Source organism: Psychromonas sp. KJ10-2 (assembly GCF_047323255.1).
GTDB lineage: Bacteria > Pseudomonadota > Gammaproteobacteria > Enterobacterales > Psychromonadaceae > Psychromonas.
Map to the genome: position 1 here is coordinate 1,738,222 of NZ_CP178827.1, position 17,074 is coordinate 1,755,295.

Sequence of the window (17,074 nt, forward strand, 5' to 3'; positions counted from 1 at the left end):
CCTATAAAATGAAAGTCAACGAAGTTGACCCACTAAGCAGAGTTGAGATTTAAAGTGCACTATTTAATGTTATTTCTAGGTATTTTATGCTGCACATTTCCTATATAAAACATGACTTAATTTGCAATCAAACTAAATAAACATGCAGTTATCCTAAATAAAAAACAGGCTGGAAAATAAAGGTAATAAAAGCGCTCAAGCAATTTATAAAAAACATCAAAAAGTATAAAGAATATAAATAAATACAGGGATTTAATGGGAAAGCAAAAATTGAATTATAATTCGGATTTATTGAATAAATATTATGTGAAATAGTAGGAAAATAAAGAAATGGTGCGGGTGAAGGGATTCGACCCCCTGACCGCCTGGTTCGTAGCCAGGTACTCTATCCAGCTGAGCTACACCCGCATTGGTGTTTAATATTATTGGGAATAATATTAATAAAGCTCTAAAAACAAAAAAACTTACCAAAGGTAAGCCTTAAAGAATGGTGCGGGTGAAGGGATTCGAACCCCTGACCGCCTGGTTCGTAGCCAGGTACTCTATCCAGCTGAGCTACACCCGCATTGGTGTTTAATATTATTGGGAATAATATTAATAAAGCTCTAAAAACAAAAAACTTACCAAAGGTAAGCCTTAAAGAATGGTGCGGGTGAAGGGATTCGAACCCCTGACCGCCTGGTTCGTAGCCAGGTACTCTATCCAGCTGAGCTACACCCGCCGCGATATTCTTTTGTTTTTATTCAATTCTTAAGCTCACCGTCTTTTCGTGCAAATAGAAAGATGGTGCGGGTGAAGGGATTCGAACCCCTGACCGCCTGGTTCGTAGCCAGGTACTCTATCCAGCTGAGCTACACCCGCTTTAAGAATCTACAAGAATGGCGGTGGAGGAGGGATTCGAACCCTCGAACAGGCTATAAACCCGTTACTCCCTTAGCAGGGGAGCGCCTTCGGCCACTCGGCCACCCCACCGTCGTCTTGTTGGCGCACATATTACTGTCTTATGAAAACAAGTCAAACTTTTTTTGAAGAAAAAGTTTTGCTTGCTTGCTAATTAAACAAAGTGTTGCTTTTTTAGGTTAAATGGGGTGTTTTTAAGCAGTCTGAAAACAGGTTTTATTATTAAAGCAGTGTAACTAAGTTAAGCACCACTCCCAAAAATTCGATTTAAAAGAGCAGTAATAACTAAAAACAGCGGAAATAATTAAAGAAAGTGACCATGAATAGCGCAACACATTTAAGTTTGCCCTAAAAGTCATGGAAAATACTGAAAGGGATTAAACCGCTAACGTAAATGAATGCTAAATAAAGCCTAAAATGAAAAACAAGGTTAAAAAGGAATCGCAGAGCTCTTCCGTTTATAGCACTAGGCTATAGCCTAATTCGCCCAGCGGCCCAAGGTCAAAACCAACACACAAGATACCTCAGACTAAAGCAGGAACCAATACTCTTAACAATCGGCCATATAGCATTACGGTAACAACTCATCGCCGTAGCATTTTCCCAAATGCTTTATTACTTTTAGTAAGGCCAAACAGGACGTTTGGCTTAGGCTCGTTTGGTACAGGGATGTGCCATAGAGCCGGTACGTTATAAAAGTAATAAAGAATTTGGATGAGAAAATGATTCGGTGCCAGTTTCTTTGCCTACTTTCTTTTCTGGTAAAAGAAAGTCGTGTCGCCGACATGGCGAAAACACTGCTAGTAAATATCAAACAGCCTAGACGAACGTAGATGAGCCAAATACAACAGGTCAAGACTTAAAATCAAAACAAGCGACTTAGGGACAGCATTCCAAGATAAAAACCAACACACAAAATACTGCAGGCTGAAAAAGGAATCGCAGAGCTCTTCCGCTCATTGCTCTAGCCTTCCGGATAATTCGCCCAGCGCCCCAAGTTCAAAAGATGTTACGTAAGTTGTGTATATAAACGAAAAGAAAAGAAATCGCAGAGTTCTTCCGCTTATGGCACTAAGCTATAGCCTAATTAGCCCAGCGGCCCAAGATAAAAACCAACACTCAAAATACTGCAGGCTGAAGCCAGCGCCCCAAGCTCAAAAGATGTTACGTAAGTTGTGTATATAAACGAAAAGAAAAGGAATCGCAGAGTTCTTCCGCTTATGGCACTAGGCTATAGCCTAATTCGCCCAGCGGCCCAAGATCAAAACCAACACACAAAATACTGCAGGCTGAAGCCAGCGCCCCAAGTTCAAAAGATGTTACGTAAGTTGTGTATATAAACGAAAAGAAAAGGAATCGCAAAGCTCTTCCGCTTATAGCACTAGGCTATAGCCTAATTCGCCCAGCGGCCCAAGATCAAAACCAACACACAAAATACTGCAGGCTGAAGCCAGCGCCCCAAGTTCAAAAGATGTTACGTAAGTTGTGCATATAAACGAAAAGAAAAGGAATCGCAGAGTTCTTCCGCCCATGGTAATAGGCAGTCGTCTAATTCGCTCAGCGCCAAAGGTCGAGGGTCAAAGGTCAAAGCCGAGGTCAAAACCAACCAAACAAAAACCAACAGACATAAAAAAAGAGCTAATTAGCTCTTCTTTTCAAAAATCATATTTATTACTGTTAATAGCGGCTTTTAGCCTCTATGCACAAAAGTAACAGGCAACAGGTTAAAAACTTACTTAACTGGCTGTTGCGTTCTTTTCTGCTTGAATGCGCATGTAAATCTCTTCACGGTGAACAGATACGTCTTTTGGCGCATTTACACCAACACGTACTTGATTACCTTTAACACCTAATACTGTCACAGTCACGTTGTCACCGATCATTAGCGTTTCGCCAACACGGCGGGTCAAAATTAGCATATTTAAGCTCCTAAATTATTAGATTGAATATATTGATTAATCAGTATGGCTCATAACACAGTAAAAATATCATTTATTTTACTGTGTTATGACATAGTTTATTTTTCTTGCTTTGGTTCAGTCTCAAGCTCAAATGCTTTGTGTAAAGCACGTACAGCCAATTCTAAATACTTACTATCTACTAATACTGAGATTTTAATTTCAGAAGTAGCAATTTGATGCATGTTGATCCCTTCAGCACCTAATGTTTCAAACATTTTTTGTGCAACACCAGGATGATTCCACATACCTACACCAACGATAGATACTTTAGCAATTTCGTTATTACCTTGTACTGAATCTGCACTTAACTTAGTACATACTACATTTAATAGTTTCGTTGCTTCTTCGTAATCATCACGGTGTACAGTGAAAGTAAAATCAGTTTTACCATCACCTAGTGTGTTTTGCACAATCATATCTACATCAATGTTGGCAGCACCAATAGGAGAAAGAATTTGAGCAGCAATGGTTGGCTGATCCGGCACACCAGATAAAGTTAAACGCGCTTCATCACGGTTGAATGCGATGCCAGAGATAACAGGAGATTCCATTTTATTTTCCTCGTAACTAATTAACGTACCACCACCATCTTTAAAACTAGAAAGTACACGTAGTGGCACGTTGTATTTTCCTGCAAATTCTACAGAGCGGATCTGTAATACCTTAGCGCCTAAGCTAGCCATTTCTAACATCTCTTCAAAAGTGATGCTATCAAGACGACGTGCATTTGGCTCAACACGCGGGTCAGTAGTATATACGCCATCAACATCAGTATAGATCTGACATTCATCGGCTTTTAATGCAGCGGCAATGGCGACTGCTGAAGTATCACTACCACCACGACCTAATGTGGTGATGTTGTTATCTTCACTACGACCTTGGAAACCAGCAACAACCACTACTTTACCCGCTTTTAAATGTTTCTGAAGGTTCTCAGTCTCAACATTTAAAATACGTGCTTTAGAGTGACTTGCATCCGTTTTCATGCGAATTTGATCACCGGTCATTGATACTGCTTCAACGTTTAGGTTATGCAACGCCATTGATAATAATGCAATGGTCGTTTGCTCACCTGTTGTTAACAGCACATCCATTTCACGTGCACTTGGTTTCTCAATAAACTCTTTTGCTAAGGCAATTAAACGGTTTGTTTCACCTGACATTGCAGATAAAACAACCACTACATCATGACCCGCTTCTCTCGTTGCTTTGACTTTATCCGCAACCGCTTTAATACGCTCAACAGTACCAACTGAAGTACCGCCATATTTTTGAACTATCAGTGCCATCTCATTTCCTTGCTATACTCACGGGTATAGACTCCAAATTCTTACAAACGTTCGGTTAACCATGGGTTAACTAACGCTAATGCATCTTTTAAAGCAGCTGGGTTGTTTCCGCCAGCCATCGCCATATCAGGACGGCCGCCACCTTTACCACCAACAGGAACAGCAACAACATTCACTAATTCACCTGCTTTTACTTTTCCAATTAGGTCTTTAGTCACACCAACCACTAGGCTAACTTTATCGTCACCTACGGTTGTTGCTAATACCACAACACCTGATTGTAGTTTGTTCTTCATCTCATCAACGCTAGTGCGTAATGATTTAGGGTCTACCCCTTCCATATGAGCAACAACAACTTTTACGCCATTCACGTCAACGGCTTGGTCAGTTAGATTAGAGCCAGCCTCGCTAGCCATTTTCGCTTTTAATTGTGCTAACTCTTTCTCTAGTGCTTTATTACGCTCTAACGTACTCAGGATTTTTTCACCTAATGTGAAAGTATCACCTTTAACTAGATCACAAGCCTTGTTGAATTGCTCTCGAAGATTTTGTAATACGTCACTCGCTGCATCACCAACAGCCGCTTCAATACGACGTACACCAGCAGCCGTACCTGCTTCAGATGTGATAAGGAATAAGCCCATATCACCAGTACGTTTAGCATGTGTACCACCACAAAGTTCAACTGAGAAGTCGCCCATTGTCACAACACGCACCATGTCATCGTACTTCTCTCCAAATAGAGCCATTGCACCGCTCTCTTTAGCTTGATCAATGTCCATCAGCTGAGTTACTACTTCAAAGTTATCGCGAATCGCTTGGTTAACTAAGTAAGTCACTTTGTTTAATGTGTCAGTTGACAGCGCTTCAAAGTGAGAAAAATCAAAACGTAATTTCTCAGCATCACATAGTGAACCTTTCTGCGTAACATGCTCACCTAACGTTTCACGTAATGCAGCGTGTAATAGATGCGTTGCAGAGTGATGTAAGGCAATTGCTTTACGACGGTCAGCTTCTACGTGCGCTTGCAGCGTATCACCGACAGTTAATGTACCTGTACTTAAGTAACCAATGTGTAGGAATGCATCACCTGATTTTTTAGTATCAGTAACCACAAATTTTGTATCGCCGAATGTTAAGACACCAGCATCACCGACTTGACCGCCCGATTCAGCGTAAAATGGTGTTTGCGATAAAATAACTTGCGCGTTATCACCTTCAGCTAAGGTTTGTACAAACTCACCTTGTTTAATTAACGAAGCAACAGTACCTTCAGCTTCTAAAGTTTGGTAACCAAGAAACTCAGTTTTATCTTCAACTTTTAAAACATCGTTGTAATCTTTACCGAAGTTATTCGCTTGTTGAGCTCGTGTACGTTGCTCAGTCATTGCTGCATCAAAACCATCTTGGTCGATAGTTAATTCACGCTCACGTGCGATATCTGCCGTTAAATCAGCAGGGAAACCGTAAGTATCGTACAGTTTGAATACAAGATCACCAGGAATAACAGAGCCAGTTAATGCTTCTAATTCGTTATCCAAGATTTGCAGACCACGCTCTAGTGTTTTACCGAACTGCTCTTCTTCTAAACGTAATATTTTTTCTACAAACTCACGTTGTTTTTCAAGTTCAGGGTACGCTTGTCCCATTTGGTTAATCAGCTCTTCGTAAACTTTGTAGAAGAATACACCCTGTGCGCCTAACTTATGCCCATGGCGAACAGCACGACGAATAATACGACGTAATACATAACCACGCCCTTCGTTAGAAGGCATTACACCGTCACAGATTAAGAAACCACATGAACGAATATGGTCAGCCACTACGCGTAAAGATTTATCTTCAAGATCTTTTGCACCAGTGACGTCCGCTACTTTTTTGATCAGGCCTTGGAAAAGGTCGATATCGTAGTTTGAATGACCATTTTGGATGATCGCAGAAATACGCTCAAGACCCATACCAGTATCAACAGATTGTTTTGGTAAGTTTTCCATGGTGCCATCAGCAAGACGATTATATTGCATGAATACTAGGTTCCAGATTTCAATGAAACGATCGCCATCTTCTTCTGGAGAACCTGGAGGACCACCCCAAATATGCTCACCGTGATCATAGAAAATCTCTGAACAAGGACCACAAGGTCCTGTATCACCCATTGACCAGAAGTTATCTGATTCAAATTTTTTCTCAGGTGATTTATCACCGATACGGATAATTTTATCTTCTGGTACGCCGATTTTATCAGCCCATAATGAAAATGCTTCATCGTCACTTTCGTAAACTGTTACTAACAGTTTTTCTTTTGGAATATTCAACTCTTCTGTTAAGTACTCCCACGAGAATGCAATGGCTTGCTCTTTGAAGTAATCACCAAAGCTAAAGTTACCTAACATTTCAAAGAAAGTATGGTGACGCGCAGTGTAACCCACGTTATCTAAATCGTTATGTTTACCACCAGCACGTACACAGCGTTGGCTTGAAGTTGCACGCGTGTAAGATCTTGTTTCAGAACCTAAAAAAGTATCCTTAAATTGGTTCATCCCTGCATTTGTAAATAGCAGCGTCGGGTCATTATCAGGAACAAGTGAACTGCTGCTCACTGTCTGATGCCCTTTTTTACCAAAGAAGTCCATGAATCCTTGGCGAATATCAGAGGTCGATTTAGTCATGATATATTCCGTGTAAAAGTGTCGATTTAGGCTTTCTTAAAACAAGGAGGATTTAAGCCCTAAACAGATCAAAAATAAATGGAGGCTAATATATCACGCCACTGGGTGAGGCGAAAGTAGCTATAAATGCAGAGATAGCAATAATTTTTTAAGCAACAGGATGTTTTTAGATAAATAATAAAACGAGATGTTCAACTAATTCACAAGAAAGTCACTAACTAGGTAGGTTAGCGCTAATATAAAACAGTCATTATTGAAGTAAATAATACAATAACCTAACCCCAACAATAAAAAGCTAGGTTATTTATGCAGTTATTACTCAGCGACTAATGTTTCAACTCGGTAATGGCCTTGGCCATCAAGACCTAAGGTTTCAGCTAAGAAAGGTAAACTATGCTGCATCTCTTTTAAAAGTGTCCAAGGAGGATTGATCACTATCATGCCACTTGACGTCATACCATGCTCTTCCGAATCAGCTTGAATACCCAACTCAAATAATTGAATATTTTTAATGCCAGAGGCTTTAAGTGCTCGTTCCATTTTATTAATCACGGTACGTTTTACTACTGGATACCATAATGCATAGGTGCCAGTGGCAAAACGACGATGCGCTGCGATTAAACTTTCCACCACTTCTTCATATTCTGTTTTAATTTCATAAGAGGGATCAATCAATACCAAACCGCGGCGTTCTTTCGGTGGCATATTAGCGATTAAGCCTTGTAAACCATCTGTATTAGCCATTTTAATACGGCGATCACCCGAGAAGTTGCAACGCATATTGGTGAATTCATTAGGATGTAACTCAAATAAAAACATACGGTCATCATCACGACGCATTTGATTACAGATCATCGGTGATCCTGGGTATGAATTTAGTTTCTCCACACCGTTAAATGCACGTACTTGCTCTAGATAACGAGACACAGGAACAGGTAAGGTTTGTAGATCCCATAACTTAGCGATCCCATCTTTAAACTCACCAGTTTTTAAAGATTGTTCAGAGTCTAATTGGTAAGCTCCACATCCTGAATGGGTATCTAAATAACAAAAGGCCTTATCTTTTTGTAATAGATAATCAAGGATAGAAACAACCACAGTATGTTTTAACACATCTGCATAATTGCCTGCATGGTATGAATGACGGTAACTGAGCACAAAAAACTCCAAAAAATTAATAAAATAACGCGGCTAGTATAAATAGTTTACGCAGTGATTGCGCGAAAAACATCGACTCAAGCAGAATAAACACAATACATGACTCAACCAGTTAGTTAAAAGGCTGAATCGCCCTCCTCTAAAACCTGTTAATTGACTTATACAAGCTAAAATGGCACTACATTTTACCATTCACCTTACACTAAAATTATTGTTTATATTGTTCCCAGCAGATGGCCCAAGCGCTATAGCGAAGTTTTATGGTTCAGTTCACCTTTTAAATGAATTTTCGGTAGTATTATAGGGGCATTTTCCTATAAACTAGACGGTAGTAGTGGCTTGTTTTTTATGCCTAGCAGAATTGATACTAATACTAGTTTTTATTTTCTCTCGGTATCTACAACCGCAGTAAACTGACTATTTTCACTTTTGAAGAATGATAAAAAAGTGGAGTAAAAACAGCACAACATCTGAATTAAATCATCGCCCTTTTCGAACCTCCGAATCAGCGTAAAATCAGAAATAAAGCTGTTAATAGCCAGAGCAATGCACAGGTTTTTGAACAGCAATAAGCACAACAAATTATAGTGTTTCATTCTTTCAATGAAGTACTAACAATATTTTAAGTAAAGTCGAAATAGCGGAGCAAAAACATGTTTAACCGTAGTGTAAACAAAGTAGTCCTAGTGGGTAACCTAGGTAAAGATCCTGAAATGCGTTACACCCAAAATGGTGGCGCAGTAGCTAACTTTTCAATTGCAACAACGGAAAGTTGGAAAAACAAACAAACAGGTGAATACGAAAATAAATCAGAATGGCACAACATTGTTGTTTTCGGTAAATTCGGCGAAATGGTAGGCCAGTACCTTAAAAAAGGTGCGAAAGTTTATGTTGAAGGTAAATTACAAACCAATAAATGGCAGGGTCAAGATGGCCAAGATCGCTACAAAACAGAGATCATTGCTAACGATATCCAAATGCTAGATGCACGTAATCAAGCACCAGGGCAAGGCCAACCTTATCAAGGTGGGCAGCAACCAGGTGGTTACTCAAATCCAGCACCACAATCGTCGGCGCCACAACAATCTTGGGGCAACCAACCTCAACAGCCACCAGCACCACAAGCGGCTCCGCAAATGGCACCAGCTTACCAACCACAACAAGCGCCTCAACCGACGCCACCGCCAGCATCTCGCCCTGCTGCTCCAACACCGCCACCAGCGGCAAAACCAGCACCGACGGCACCAGCTAGCTTTAACGAGCCTTCAATGGACTTTGATGACGACATTCCGTTCTAGAGTAGAGTTATTTTGTAGTAACTTGTTGGAAGACGATTTGCTAAATAATAATTTAAGAAGTAAAACATAGTTAAAAACCTAGCGATGCTAGGTTTTTTTATCTCTTGAATTTAGTGAGTTGATTTTTGGCCACGAGGCCATACCAATTAAGGTAATACCAATTGCATTAAATAAGAGTTCTAAATTTTGTGCAGGAAACGTACCCAGCAGCAGCGCTTTGTTATCTAGATTAAAGTTAGTATATTTTTATTATTCAATAATCTCAGTTCTGGTTAATGGAAGCGAAACATCATATAAAATTAGATAGTTAAATCATGTAATAGACAATACTGCTAGTTGTGCGTAGTTCTAGGCAAATTATTGAGCAATAATTTAACGCAGTAATCCCTATAAATAGCGATGTTGACTCGCTTTTCTTATCCAGTATTGAGGTTCAATAGTATTATCTAGTTACGAAACCTATCAGGTAACACACAAATGATTCTTTAAAACCACTCGGTGTTACTTTTTAGGGTTGGGCATTGCTTTTTGTAACGCATCAACTGAAACCCTCAACGCTTCTGCCACCTGGCTTAAATCTGCATCGCGACCACCGGCCTCTTTTATCGCTTGCTCTAGAAGATCAGCATCCACGCCTAGCGCTTCCGCGACTGAATCAAAATCTGGTCCAGGCCCACCTGGTCCGCCACCGCCATGAGATGAACCAAGACCGCCACTGGCATTAGTAGAAAAGTTATCCTTTGCAACCACCCCCACTAAACAAGTTAGCAAGTTAGGGAAACTATCACGGGCATGGTAATGGTAAACCGCTTCACCGCCTTTTTCCGTCAGACCAACATGACCGCCACACTGATCAAGATCATCAGGTACAGAACCGTCGTAATTGAGTGTTCCATACATGGCAAAGCCATCAAATGCATAACCAAATTGAGCGGTTTGATCTTGAGTCACATTTGAACACTTTGCGTCTACACCTTCTGCCTTGTAGATAGCATTAACGTCTGTCGCTGTCGCATGCCAAGATACCACCCCTGGATCAATATGCCCGCCACAAGTATCTAGCGCTGGCATATGCCCTGTATCCAATACGGATGGTGCATCACCAAAAATAGGTACACCATCTAAAGCAATACCGACTTGAGAAACGGTTTCTAGGCTTGTTAGCTTGTCTGCCATCACTGGATTAATAGGAATAAGCACCGTCATTTTCACGTCAGAATCAACGGTAGCTTGAATACATTCGTTGGAGGTTGTAGGCCCTTCTGTACGAATATCAAAGGAATAAACTTCGCCCGCCTCATTGTAAAAAGTATAACCTTGGGTGGAAAGCATTTTTAAAAAGTCGCCATCGATTCGATACAAACCCGCTTCGTCACCATCCCAATGCCAAACTCCGCCTTTCTCATCTAACGTTGATGGGCAAAATGGGCCAACCTCTAGGCTGTCTGGAAGGTACTTTACAATATAATTGGCACACTCGGATGCCTGACCATTCTCAAGCGTACAACTGACTATTTCACTTGCCTCCGCCAGTGCATCATCATTGATTGAATGTTTATCTGCATGGTCATAGACATTGGCTGTAAGTGAAAAACCTCCAATGAGCGTAGAGTTATTTCCCTATTATGCTCAAGCCCCTTGGATTTTAATTCAGCCGTTAATTGCTATTGCAACACTCGTTTTTGGCTTTCACCTTTTATCAGGAAATAAAAATGACAGTACTCATTAAAGTCACAGGACTAACGGTAAAAGCAGGACAGAAATGCTTGCTCAATAATATTTCTTTAACGGTATATCAAGGACGCCCCTTAACCATATTAGGGCAAACAGGATCAGGTAAAACCTTAATTGCAAAAGCGATTATGGGATTATTACCCGACACGTTAAGCGTTTCTGGCAGTATCGAAATACTTGGAAATCATGTCACTCCGGCTGATAGTGCTAACTTGTGGGGCAAGCAGGTTAGTATGCTGCCTCAGGAGCCTTGGCATTCACTTGACCCACTTATGCCTAATTATGAACAAATCGCTGAAGTGTATGAACTGGTTCAAGGGTTAGATAACGAACAAGCTTTTGAACATAGTATCGAGGACTTAAATCACCTTGGTTTAAAAGATAAAGCACTACAACGCCCTAGCGAACTTTCAGGTGGCATGGCGCAGCGCCTAGCGATTGCAAGTGCAACGGCAGGAGGCGCGAACCTGATCATTGCCGATGAACCAACTAAAGGTTTAGATATTAGTCGCCGTAATGACATTGTTAAATTACTTCAAAAAAGTACATTAGGTGGCAGCCTATTAACCATCACACATGATATTGAAGTTGCTCAGCAGTTAGGTGGCGATATATTAGTATTAAAGGATGGCGAGATGATCGAAACCGGAGAATCTGCAGCTGTACTCAAGGATCCACAAGCTAAATATACACAATCTTTAGTTTATGCAGATCCCAAATATTGGCAAATTGATAAACCTAAGCAACCGCTTGGAAGAGCAATTTTAGAAACAAATAGCTTAAGCATAGTTCGTGGCACGCAAATACTTGCATCCCAGCTCAATCTAACTTGCCATGCAGGAGAGATTATTGGTGTTGTTGGTGACAGTGGCTGTAGTAAAAGCACACTAGGTGATACGCTATTAGGATTGCTCCCACCGCTACAGGGAAAGGTAAGTAAATTACTGACCAATACCAAAACATGCCAATGGTTAAAGCTATTTCAAGATCCTCCATCGAGTTTAAGTCAGCATACCACACTACAAACCTTACTCGATGACTTGGTAAAGCTACATAAAATTAATGTAGATAAAATTAAGCCGTTGATGCAAAGGCTTAATTTAACTTCATCGCTACTAGAACGCAGTGCAAAAAATGTGTCTGGTGGTGAACTACAACGCTTTTCAATTTTGCGGGCTTTATTGCTTGATCCTGTTTTTCTCTTTGCAGATGAACCTACTTCTCGATTGGATCCTTTTATCGCAAAAGAAATTACCGAGTTATTAATTAATTTAGCGCGCGAACAAAAGTGTGCATTATTGATTGTTAGCCATGATCCGGTCTTAATTGGAAAATGCTGTGACCAAGTAATAGACCTGAACTAAGCTTGTGAGCAGACAAACACAAAAACCTCATTAGTCCAACTAATGAGGTTTTAAAGCAATCATTAAACTAACTATTTAAACAATCGCTTAACTTAAAGTGCAGTTGCTAAAATTTGACGAGAACGTGCTAAATCTATTGTTCCATTCTCACCAAGCTTAGTCATACCATGTGCTTCTAAACTTACCATTGCTGTATCAATATCTGCTTGAGTTAAGTCGATTTCACTTAATGATACTGGTGTTTTCATTGCAGAGAAAAAGGCTTTTGTTTGCTCGATAGCTGCATCGATACGAGCATCATCTGAACCTTCAGTGATATTCCAAATACGCTCAGCGTATTGTAATAGTTTTGCTTTTTTCTCTTCACGGCAGACTTGCATGATAGCAGGTAAAACGATGGTTAAACTACGACCATGATCAACACCAAAATTACCCGTAAGTTCATGACCAATCATGTGTGTTGCCCAATCTTGAGGAACACCTACACCAATTAAACCACTTAATGCTTGAGTCGCAGCCCACATTACGTTGGTACGCGCTTCCATATCTTGTAAATCATCAATCAGTTTTGGTCCTTCTTCAACTAATGTTAATAGAATGCCTTCTGCAAATCGATCTTGTATTTTTGCATTAACAGGGTACGTTAAGTATTGCTCCATTACATGAGCAAAGGCATCAACAACACCATTAGATGTTTGGCGTTCAGACAAGCTTAACGTGGTTTGTGGGTCAAGTACTGCAAACTGAGGACGTACAAGCGGATTACCAAATGCTAATTTTTCTTTACCACGAGTAACAACAGCACCTGCATTTGTTTCTGAACCCGTCGCTGGTAGTGTTAAAATACAACCTAATGGTAATGCAGTTTTAATCTCGCCTTGTTTAGCAAGAATATCCCAGGCTTCTTCACCTTCAAAGTTGACAGCCGCTGCAATAAATTTAGTCCCATCCACAACAGATCCACCACCAACAGCCAATAAGTAATCAAACCCTTCAGCACGAATGCGTTCAACCGCTTTCATTAATGTGTCATATTGTGGATTTGGCTCAATGCCTGAAAACTCGTCCCAATTATGCTGAGCCAGTGCCGCAACGACTTGATCATAAACACCGTTCCCTTTAATAGAGCCACCGCCATAAGTCACTAATATTTTTTTATCTTTAGGAATACTATTAGTGATCGCGGTAATTTGACCTTGGCCGAAATGAATTTCTGTGGTGTTTTTGTAACTGAAGTTGTTCATTGATGACTCCTATAGAACAGCTTATTTAAGCTGTTTTAATAAAATATGACCTGATGAGAATAGATTATTAGTTAACTATTTTAAAAAGTGATGATCGAATATGAATCAGTCTAAGATAGCGACCAACACATCAACAAAATAAATTGCACACAATCTAATTGGCCGCTATTATATGCTTCATAAAAGCAATAACGCAAGTATATTGTGCGCAACATAATTATTTAAAGGATTGAATATGGCTAGCAACACACTAAAACAAGATACTAATATGGCATCCGACACATCAGATCTGGTGATCGAAAAACAAGTTTGTTTCTCTCTTTATAGTGCGGCAAATGCAATCATCAGAGCGTATCGCCCAATGCTCAATGCATTAGATTTAACTTACCCTCAGTATCTGGTGATGATTGTGCTGTGGAGCCATGATGGTATTAACGTAAAGTCGTTAGGTAATAAATTACATTTAGATTCAGGTACTCTAACCCCGTTGTTAAAAAGACTTGAAAACAAGCAACTACTTGTCCGACGACGTGGATTAGAAGATGAGCGAGTGCGAGAAATATTTTTAACAGCACAAGGTGCTCAATTAAAATCCCTAGCAGAAGCGGTGCCCAATGAGATGTTATGTAAATCTAAGCTACCCATTGAAGAACTATTAAGTTTAAAAGAAAGCTGCGACAAAATGTGTGATAACTTGCAAGAGTAGTCCTCAAAATAAGGCATATAAATATGATTAAACTACACCATCTGAATAAATCTCGATCAAAACGTATTATTTGGTTACTTGAAGAACTTGGCGTGAATTATAGTATTATTGAATACCAAAGAGATAGTCAAACCTTCCTAGCGCCTCCAGAGTTAAAAGCCATTCATCCATTAGGGAAATCACCGGTGATTGAAGATGATGGTTTAATCATTGCAGAATCAGGTGCTATTACAGAATACCTGATTAATAAATATTCGAACGGCCAACTGGCTCCAGAAAAATCAACAACAGACGAAGTTGAATATAGCCAATGGATTCACTTTGCCGAAAGCTCAGCCATTTTACCTTTATTATTAAAAATGTTTGTGAACAAAGATGGCTGTGACACTAACTTTCTAGCAGATTATGCAGATACAGAAACCTTCAAAGTGATCAGCTACTTTAATGATTCACTAGCTGACAAACGCTATTTAGTTGCTGATAAATTAACAGGAGCAGACATTATGATGTCGTTCATTGTTGAACTGGTCGCGAATAGCGGTCAACTAGCTAATTTTCCGCATATATCAGCTTATGCTAAACAACTTGCCACTCACCCAGCCTTCCAAAGAGCAGAAAATATCGAGTTAGGTAACTAATTATTGCAATGATGAGTATATAAAATGAAAGATGCTAAGTAGATGACACTACTTTGCGTCTTTTTCCACATGCAATTTACTAAAGCCGCCTATCGTTTTGCCATCCCCCTGCTTAATGCAATTGGTATTAATCTTAAACTCACTTAGAGTTTAATCGAACAATTCAATACAGAGTTATCTATTCAACATAGTGCACTTATATATATTTCTATAATTTATCAAATAAAAAGCAATCAATTAACAACTCAGTTGTCATAAAAGCACCATACACTATTAATTTTTAAAATAGGGATAGTTTTATGAAAGGTTCTATATCACGCCGCGACTTTCTGATCTTAACGGCGAGAGGTGCTGGTGCAGCAGTTGTTTCTTATGGTTTGATGGGTTGTGCTAGCGAAGAACATGAAAGTGAAGTGAGCGTTGCTAATGTTAGTTTCAATCATGGAATAGCCAGTGGTGACCCCTTGGCTAATTCAGTCATTCTTTGGACACGCATTACACCCGATATTGAAGCAGAATTGACTGTTTCATGGGAAGTATCAAAAGATCAAACCTTTACAACATTAATCAGCACAGGTAACAGCACCACCAATGCAGCAAAAGATTATACGATGAAAATAGATGTGATCGGCCTAGAAACAGACACCACCTATTATTATCGTTTTATTAGTCATGGTGTAACATCGACCATAGGCACCACTAAAACAATCAGTGATGGTTCCCCTGATTCTGTAAAATTAGCTGTAATGTCTTGCGCAAATTACCCTGCAGGCTTTTTTAATGTGTATAACTTAGCAGCCCAGCAAGAATCGTTAGATGCCGTATTACACTTGGGTGATTACATTTATGAATATGCGCGAGATGAATATGCAAGTGAAAACGCAGAAGCACTCGACCGAGAAGTATTACCTGCAACAGAGTTATTTAGCTTAAGTGATTACCGGACTCGATACGCCCAATATCACAGTGATCCTGATTTACAATTACTACATAGTAAAGTGCCTTTTATTACTGTCTGGGATGACCATGAAGTTGCTGATGACACTTGGCGAGACGGCGCAGGTAATCATAATGATGGAGAAGGTAGCTTCGAAGAGCGAAAACTCGCCGCCCTACAAGCTTATTTTGAATGGTTACCGATTCGCCCATGGAGTGAAGGTAATAATGAAGAAATTTACCGCCACTTTGCTTTTGGTGATCTCATCGATCTTTACATGTTAGACACACGTGTATTAGCACGTGACCAACAATTAAATTATGCAGATTACTATGATGGTAGCCTGTTTTTTGATGAAGAAACATTTAATCAAGATTTATATGAAACAGAACGCACCATGCTAGGCGCAGAGCAATTACAGTGGCTTGAAGATACCGTAACAACCAATACAGGCCGTTGGCAGTTATTGGGACAACAAGTCTTAATGGGTGAGATGAAATTACCAGGTGCGATAGCATTGAATGCAATGAGCACCAGTGATTACGAAGAGTTAGGTGGATTAGCATTACTAGCCGCCCGAATCGAAGCTAGCGACCCTACCTTAACAACAGCAGAACAAACTTATTACGCAGAGAATGCAGATAAGTTAACAACCGAGGTATTGAGCCAACTATCTTTCCCAACACTTCCCTACAACCTGGATGCATGGGATGGGTACGCTACCGAGCGCGATAAAGTATTAGACATCTTTAATAATAATGACAAAAACTTAGTTGTGGTTGCAGGTGATACCCATAACGCTTGGGCGAATAACTTATCTAATACAAAGGACGCAATTGTGGGTGTTGAATTTGCAGCACCATCGATTTCCTCGCCAGGGCTTGAATATTACTTAGGCATTAGTGATACCGTTGTTGAGGCAACTGAAGCCGGCTTTGTTTCGTTAGTCGAGGGGTTACAATATGTTAATGTTAAAGACCGTGGTTTCTTAACACTGACTTTTACACCAGAAAAAGTAGAAAGTGAATGGCACTTTGTTGATACGATTTTATCTGATCAATACCAACAATTAACAGAGCGCTCTACAATAGCAAGCAGCTTAGCAGATGATGCTGGATTGATTTTAACAACTGAATAAGGTGAATATCAAAATGCTTCGTTAATAAATAACGAGGC

The 17,074-nt window shown here is 39.9% G+C and carries 11 protein-coding genes and 5 tRNA genes; 5 read left to right on the forward strand and 11 right to left on the reverse strand.

The features are described 5' to 3' along the window. Window positions 1–331: 331 nt before the first annotated feature. From ACLKL2_RS08350 to ACLKL2_RS08390, 9 genes are all read right to left on the reverse strand, one after another. Window positions 332–408, reverse strand: a tRNA-Arg gene (locus ACLKL2_RS08350). 80 nt (window positions 409–488) lie between these two features. Next, window positions 489–565 (reverse strand) — tRNA-Arg (locus tag ACLKL2_RS08355). Between the two features lie 79 nt (window positions 566–644). Then, window positions 645–721 (reverse strand) — tRNA-Arg (locus tag ACLKL2_RS08360). Window positions 722–784: 63 nt separating this feature from the next. Further along, window positions 785–861, reverse strand: a tRNA-Arg gene (locus ACLKL2_RS08365). Window positions 862–879: 18 nt separating this feature from the next. Beyond that, a tRNA-Ser gene (locus ACLKL2_RS08370) sits at window positions 880–972 on the reverse strand. A gap of 1,664 nt (window positions 973–2,636) precedes the next feature. Further along, entirely contained in the window at window positions 2,637–2,819 is a 183-nt protein-coding gene (csrA, locus tag ACLKL2_RS08375; protein ID WP_113818314.1) for a carbon storage regulator CsrA, read from the reverse strand. Between the two features lie 98 nt (window positions 2,820–2,917). Further along, window positions 2,918–4,150 (reverse strand): aspartate kinase, encoded by a 1,233-nt coding sequence (locus ACLKL2_RS08380; RefSeq protein ID WP_413694050.1) that lies wholly within the window; start codon window positions 4,148–4,150, stop codon window positions 2,918–2,920. Window positions 4,151–4,191: 41 nt separating this feature from the next. Continuing rightward, complete coding sequence (alaS, locus tag ACLKL2_RS08385) at window positions 4,192–6,819, reverse strand: alanine--tRNA ligase (protein WP_413694051.1); 2,628 nt, start codon at window positions 6,817–6,819, stop codon at window positions 4,192–4,194. 315 nt (window positions 6,820–7,134) lie between these two features. Then, complete coding sequence (locus tag ACLKL2_RS08390; protein ID WP_413694052.1) at window positions 7,135–7,977, reverse strand: 23S rRNA (adenine(2030)-N(6))-methyltransferase RlmJ; 843 nt, start codon at window positions 7,975–7,977, stop codon at window positions 7,135–7,137. 653 nt (window positions 7,978–8,630) lie between these two features. Between ACLKL2_RS08390 and ACLKL2_RS08395 the strand changes: the two genes are divergently transcribed. Further along, window positions 8,631–9,275, forward strand: coding sequence for a single-stranded DNA-binding protein (locus ACLKL2_RS08395; protein WP_413694053.1), 645 nt, complete (start codon window positions 8,631–8,633; stop codon window positions 9,273–9,275). A gap of 501 nt (window positions 9,276–9,776) precedes the next feature. Here ACLKL2_RS08395 and ACLKL2_RS08400 read toward each other — a convergent pair. Then, window positions 9,777–10,607, reverse strand: coding sequence for a YHYH protein (locus tag ACLKL2_RS08400; RefSeq protein WP_413694054.1), 831 nt, complete (start codon window positions 10,605–10,607; stop codon window positions 9,777–9,779). A gap of 380 nt (window positions 10,608–10,987) precedes the next feature. On the opposite strand from ACLKL2_RS08400, the gene ACLKL2_RS08405 reads away from it, so the two are divergent. Next, window positions 10,988–12,373, forward strand: a complete 1,386-nt coding sequence (locus tag ACLKL2_RS08405; RefSeq protein WP_413694055.1) for an ABC transporter ATP-binding protein — start codon at window positions 10,988–10,990, stop codon at window positions 12,371–12,373. A gap of 92 nt (window positions 12,374–12,465) precedes the next feature. Here ACLKL2_RS08405 and ACLKL2_RS08410 read toward each other — a convergent pair whose 3' ends face one another. Beyond that, complete coding sequence (locus ACLKL2_RS08410) at window positions 12,466–13,617, reverse strand: iron-containing alcohol dehydrogenase (protein ID WP_413694056.1); 1,152 nt, start codon at window positions 13,615–13,617, stop codon at window positions 12,466–12,468. A gap of 235 nt (window positions 13,618–13,852) precedes the next feature. Here ACLKL2_RS08410 and ACLKL2_RS08415 point away from each other — a divergent pair, with 235 nt between their 5' ends. From ACLKL2_RS08415 to ACLKL2_RS08425, 3 genes are all read left to right on the forward strand, one after another. Continuing rightward, complete coding sequence (locus tag ACLKL2_RS08415; protein WP_413694057.1) at window positions 13,853–14,323, forward strand: MarR family winged helix-turn-helix transcriptional regulator; 471 nt, start codon at window positions 13,853–13,855, stop codon at window positions 14,321–14,323. Window positions 14,324–14,346: 23 nt separating this feature from the next. Beyond that, the gene (locus tag ACLKL2_RS08420) at window positions 14,347–14,961 is read left to right on the forward strand and encodes a glutathione S-transferase family protein (RefSeq protein ID WP_413694058.1); all 615 of its coding nucleotides are present in this window, start codon (window positions 14,347–14,349) and stop codon (window positions 14,959–14,961) included. A gap of 299 nt (window positions 14,962–15,260) precedes the next feature. After that, entirely contained in the window at window positions 15,261–17,036 is a 1,776-nt protein-coding gene (locus ACLKL2_RS08425; RefSeq protein ID WP_413694059.1) for an alkaline phosphatase D family protein, read from the forward strand. Window positions 17,037–17,074: the final 38 nt, after the last annotated feature.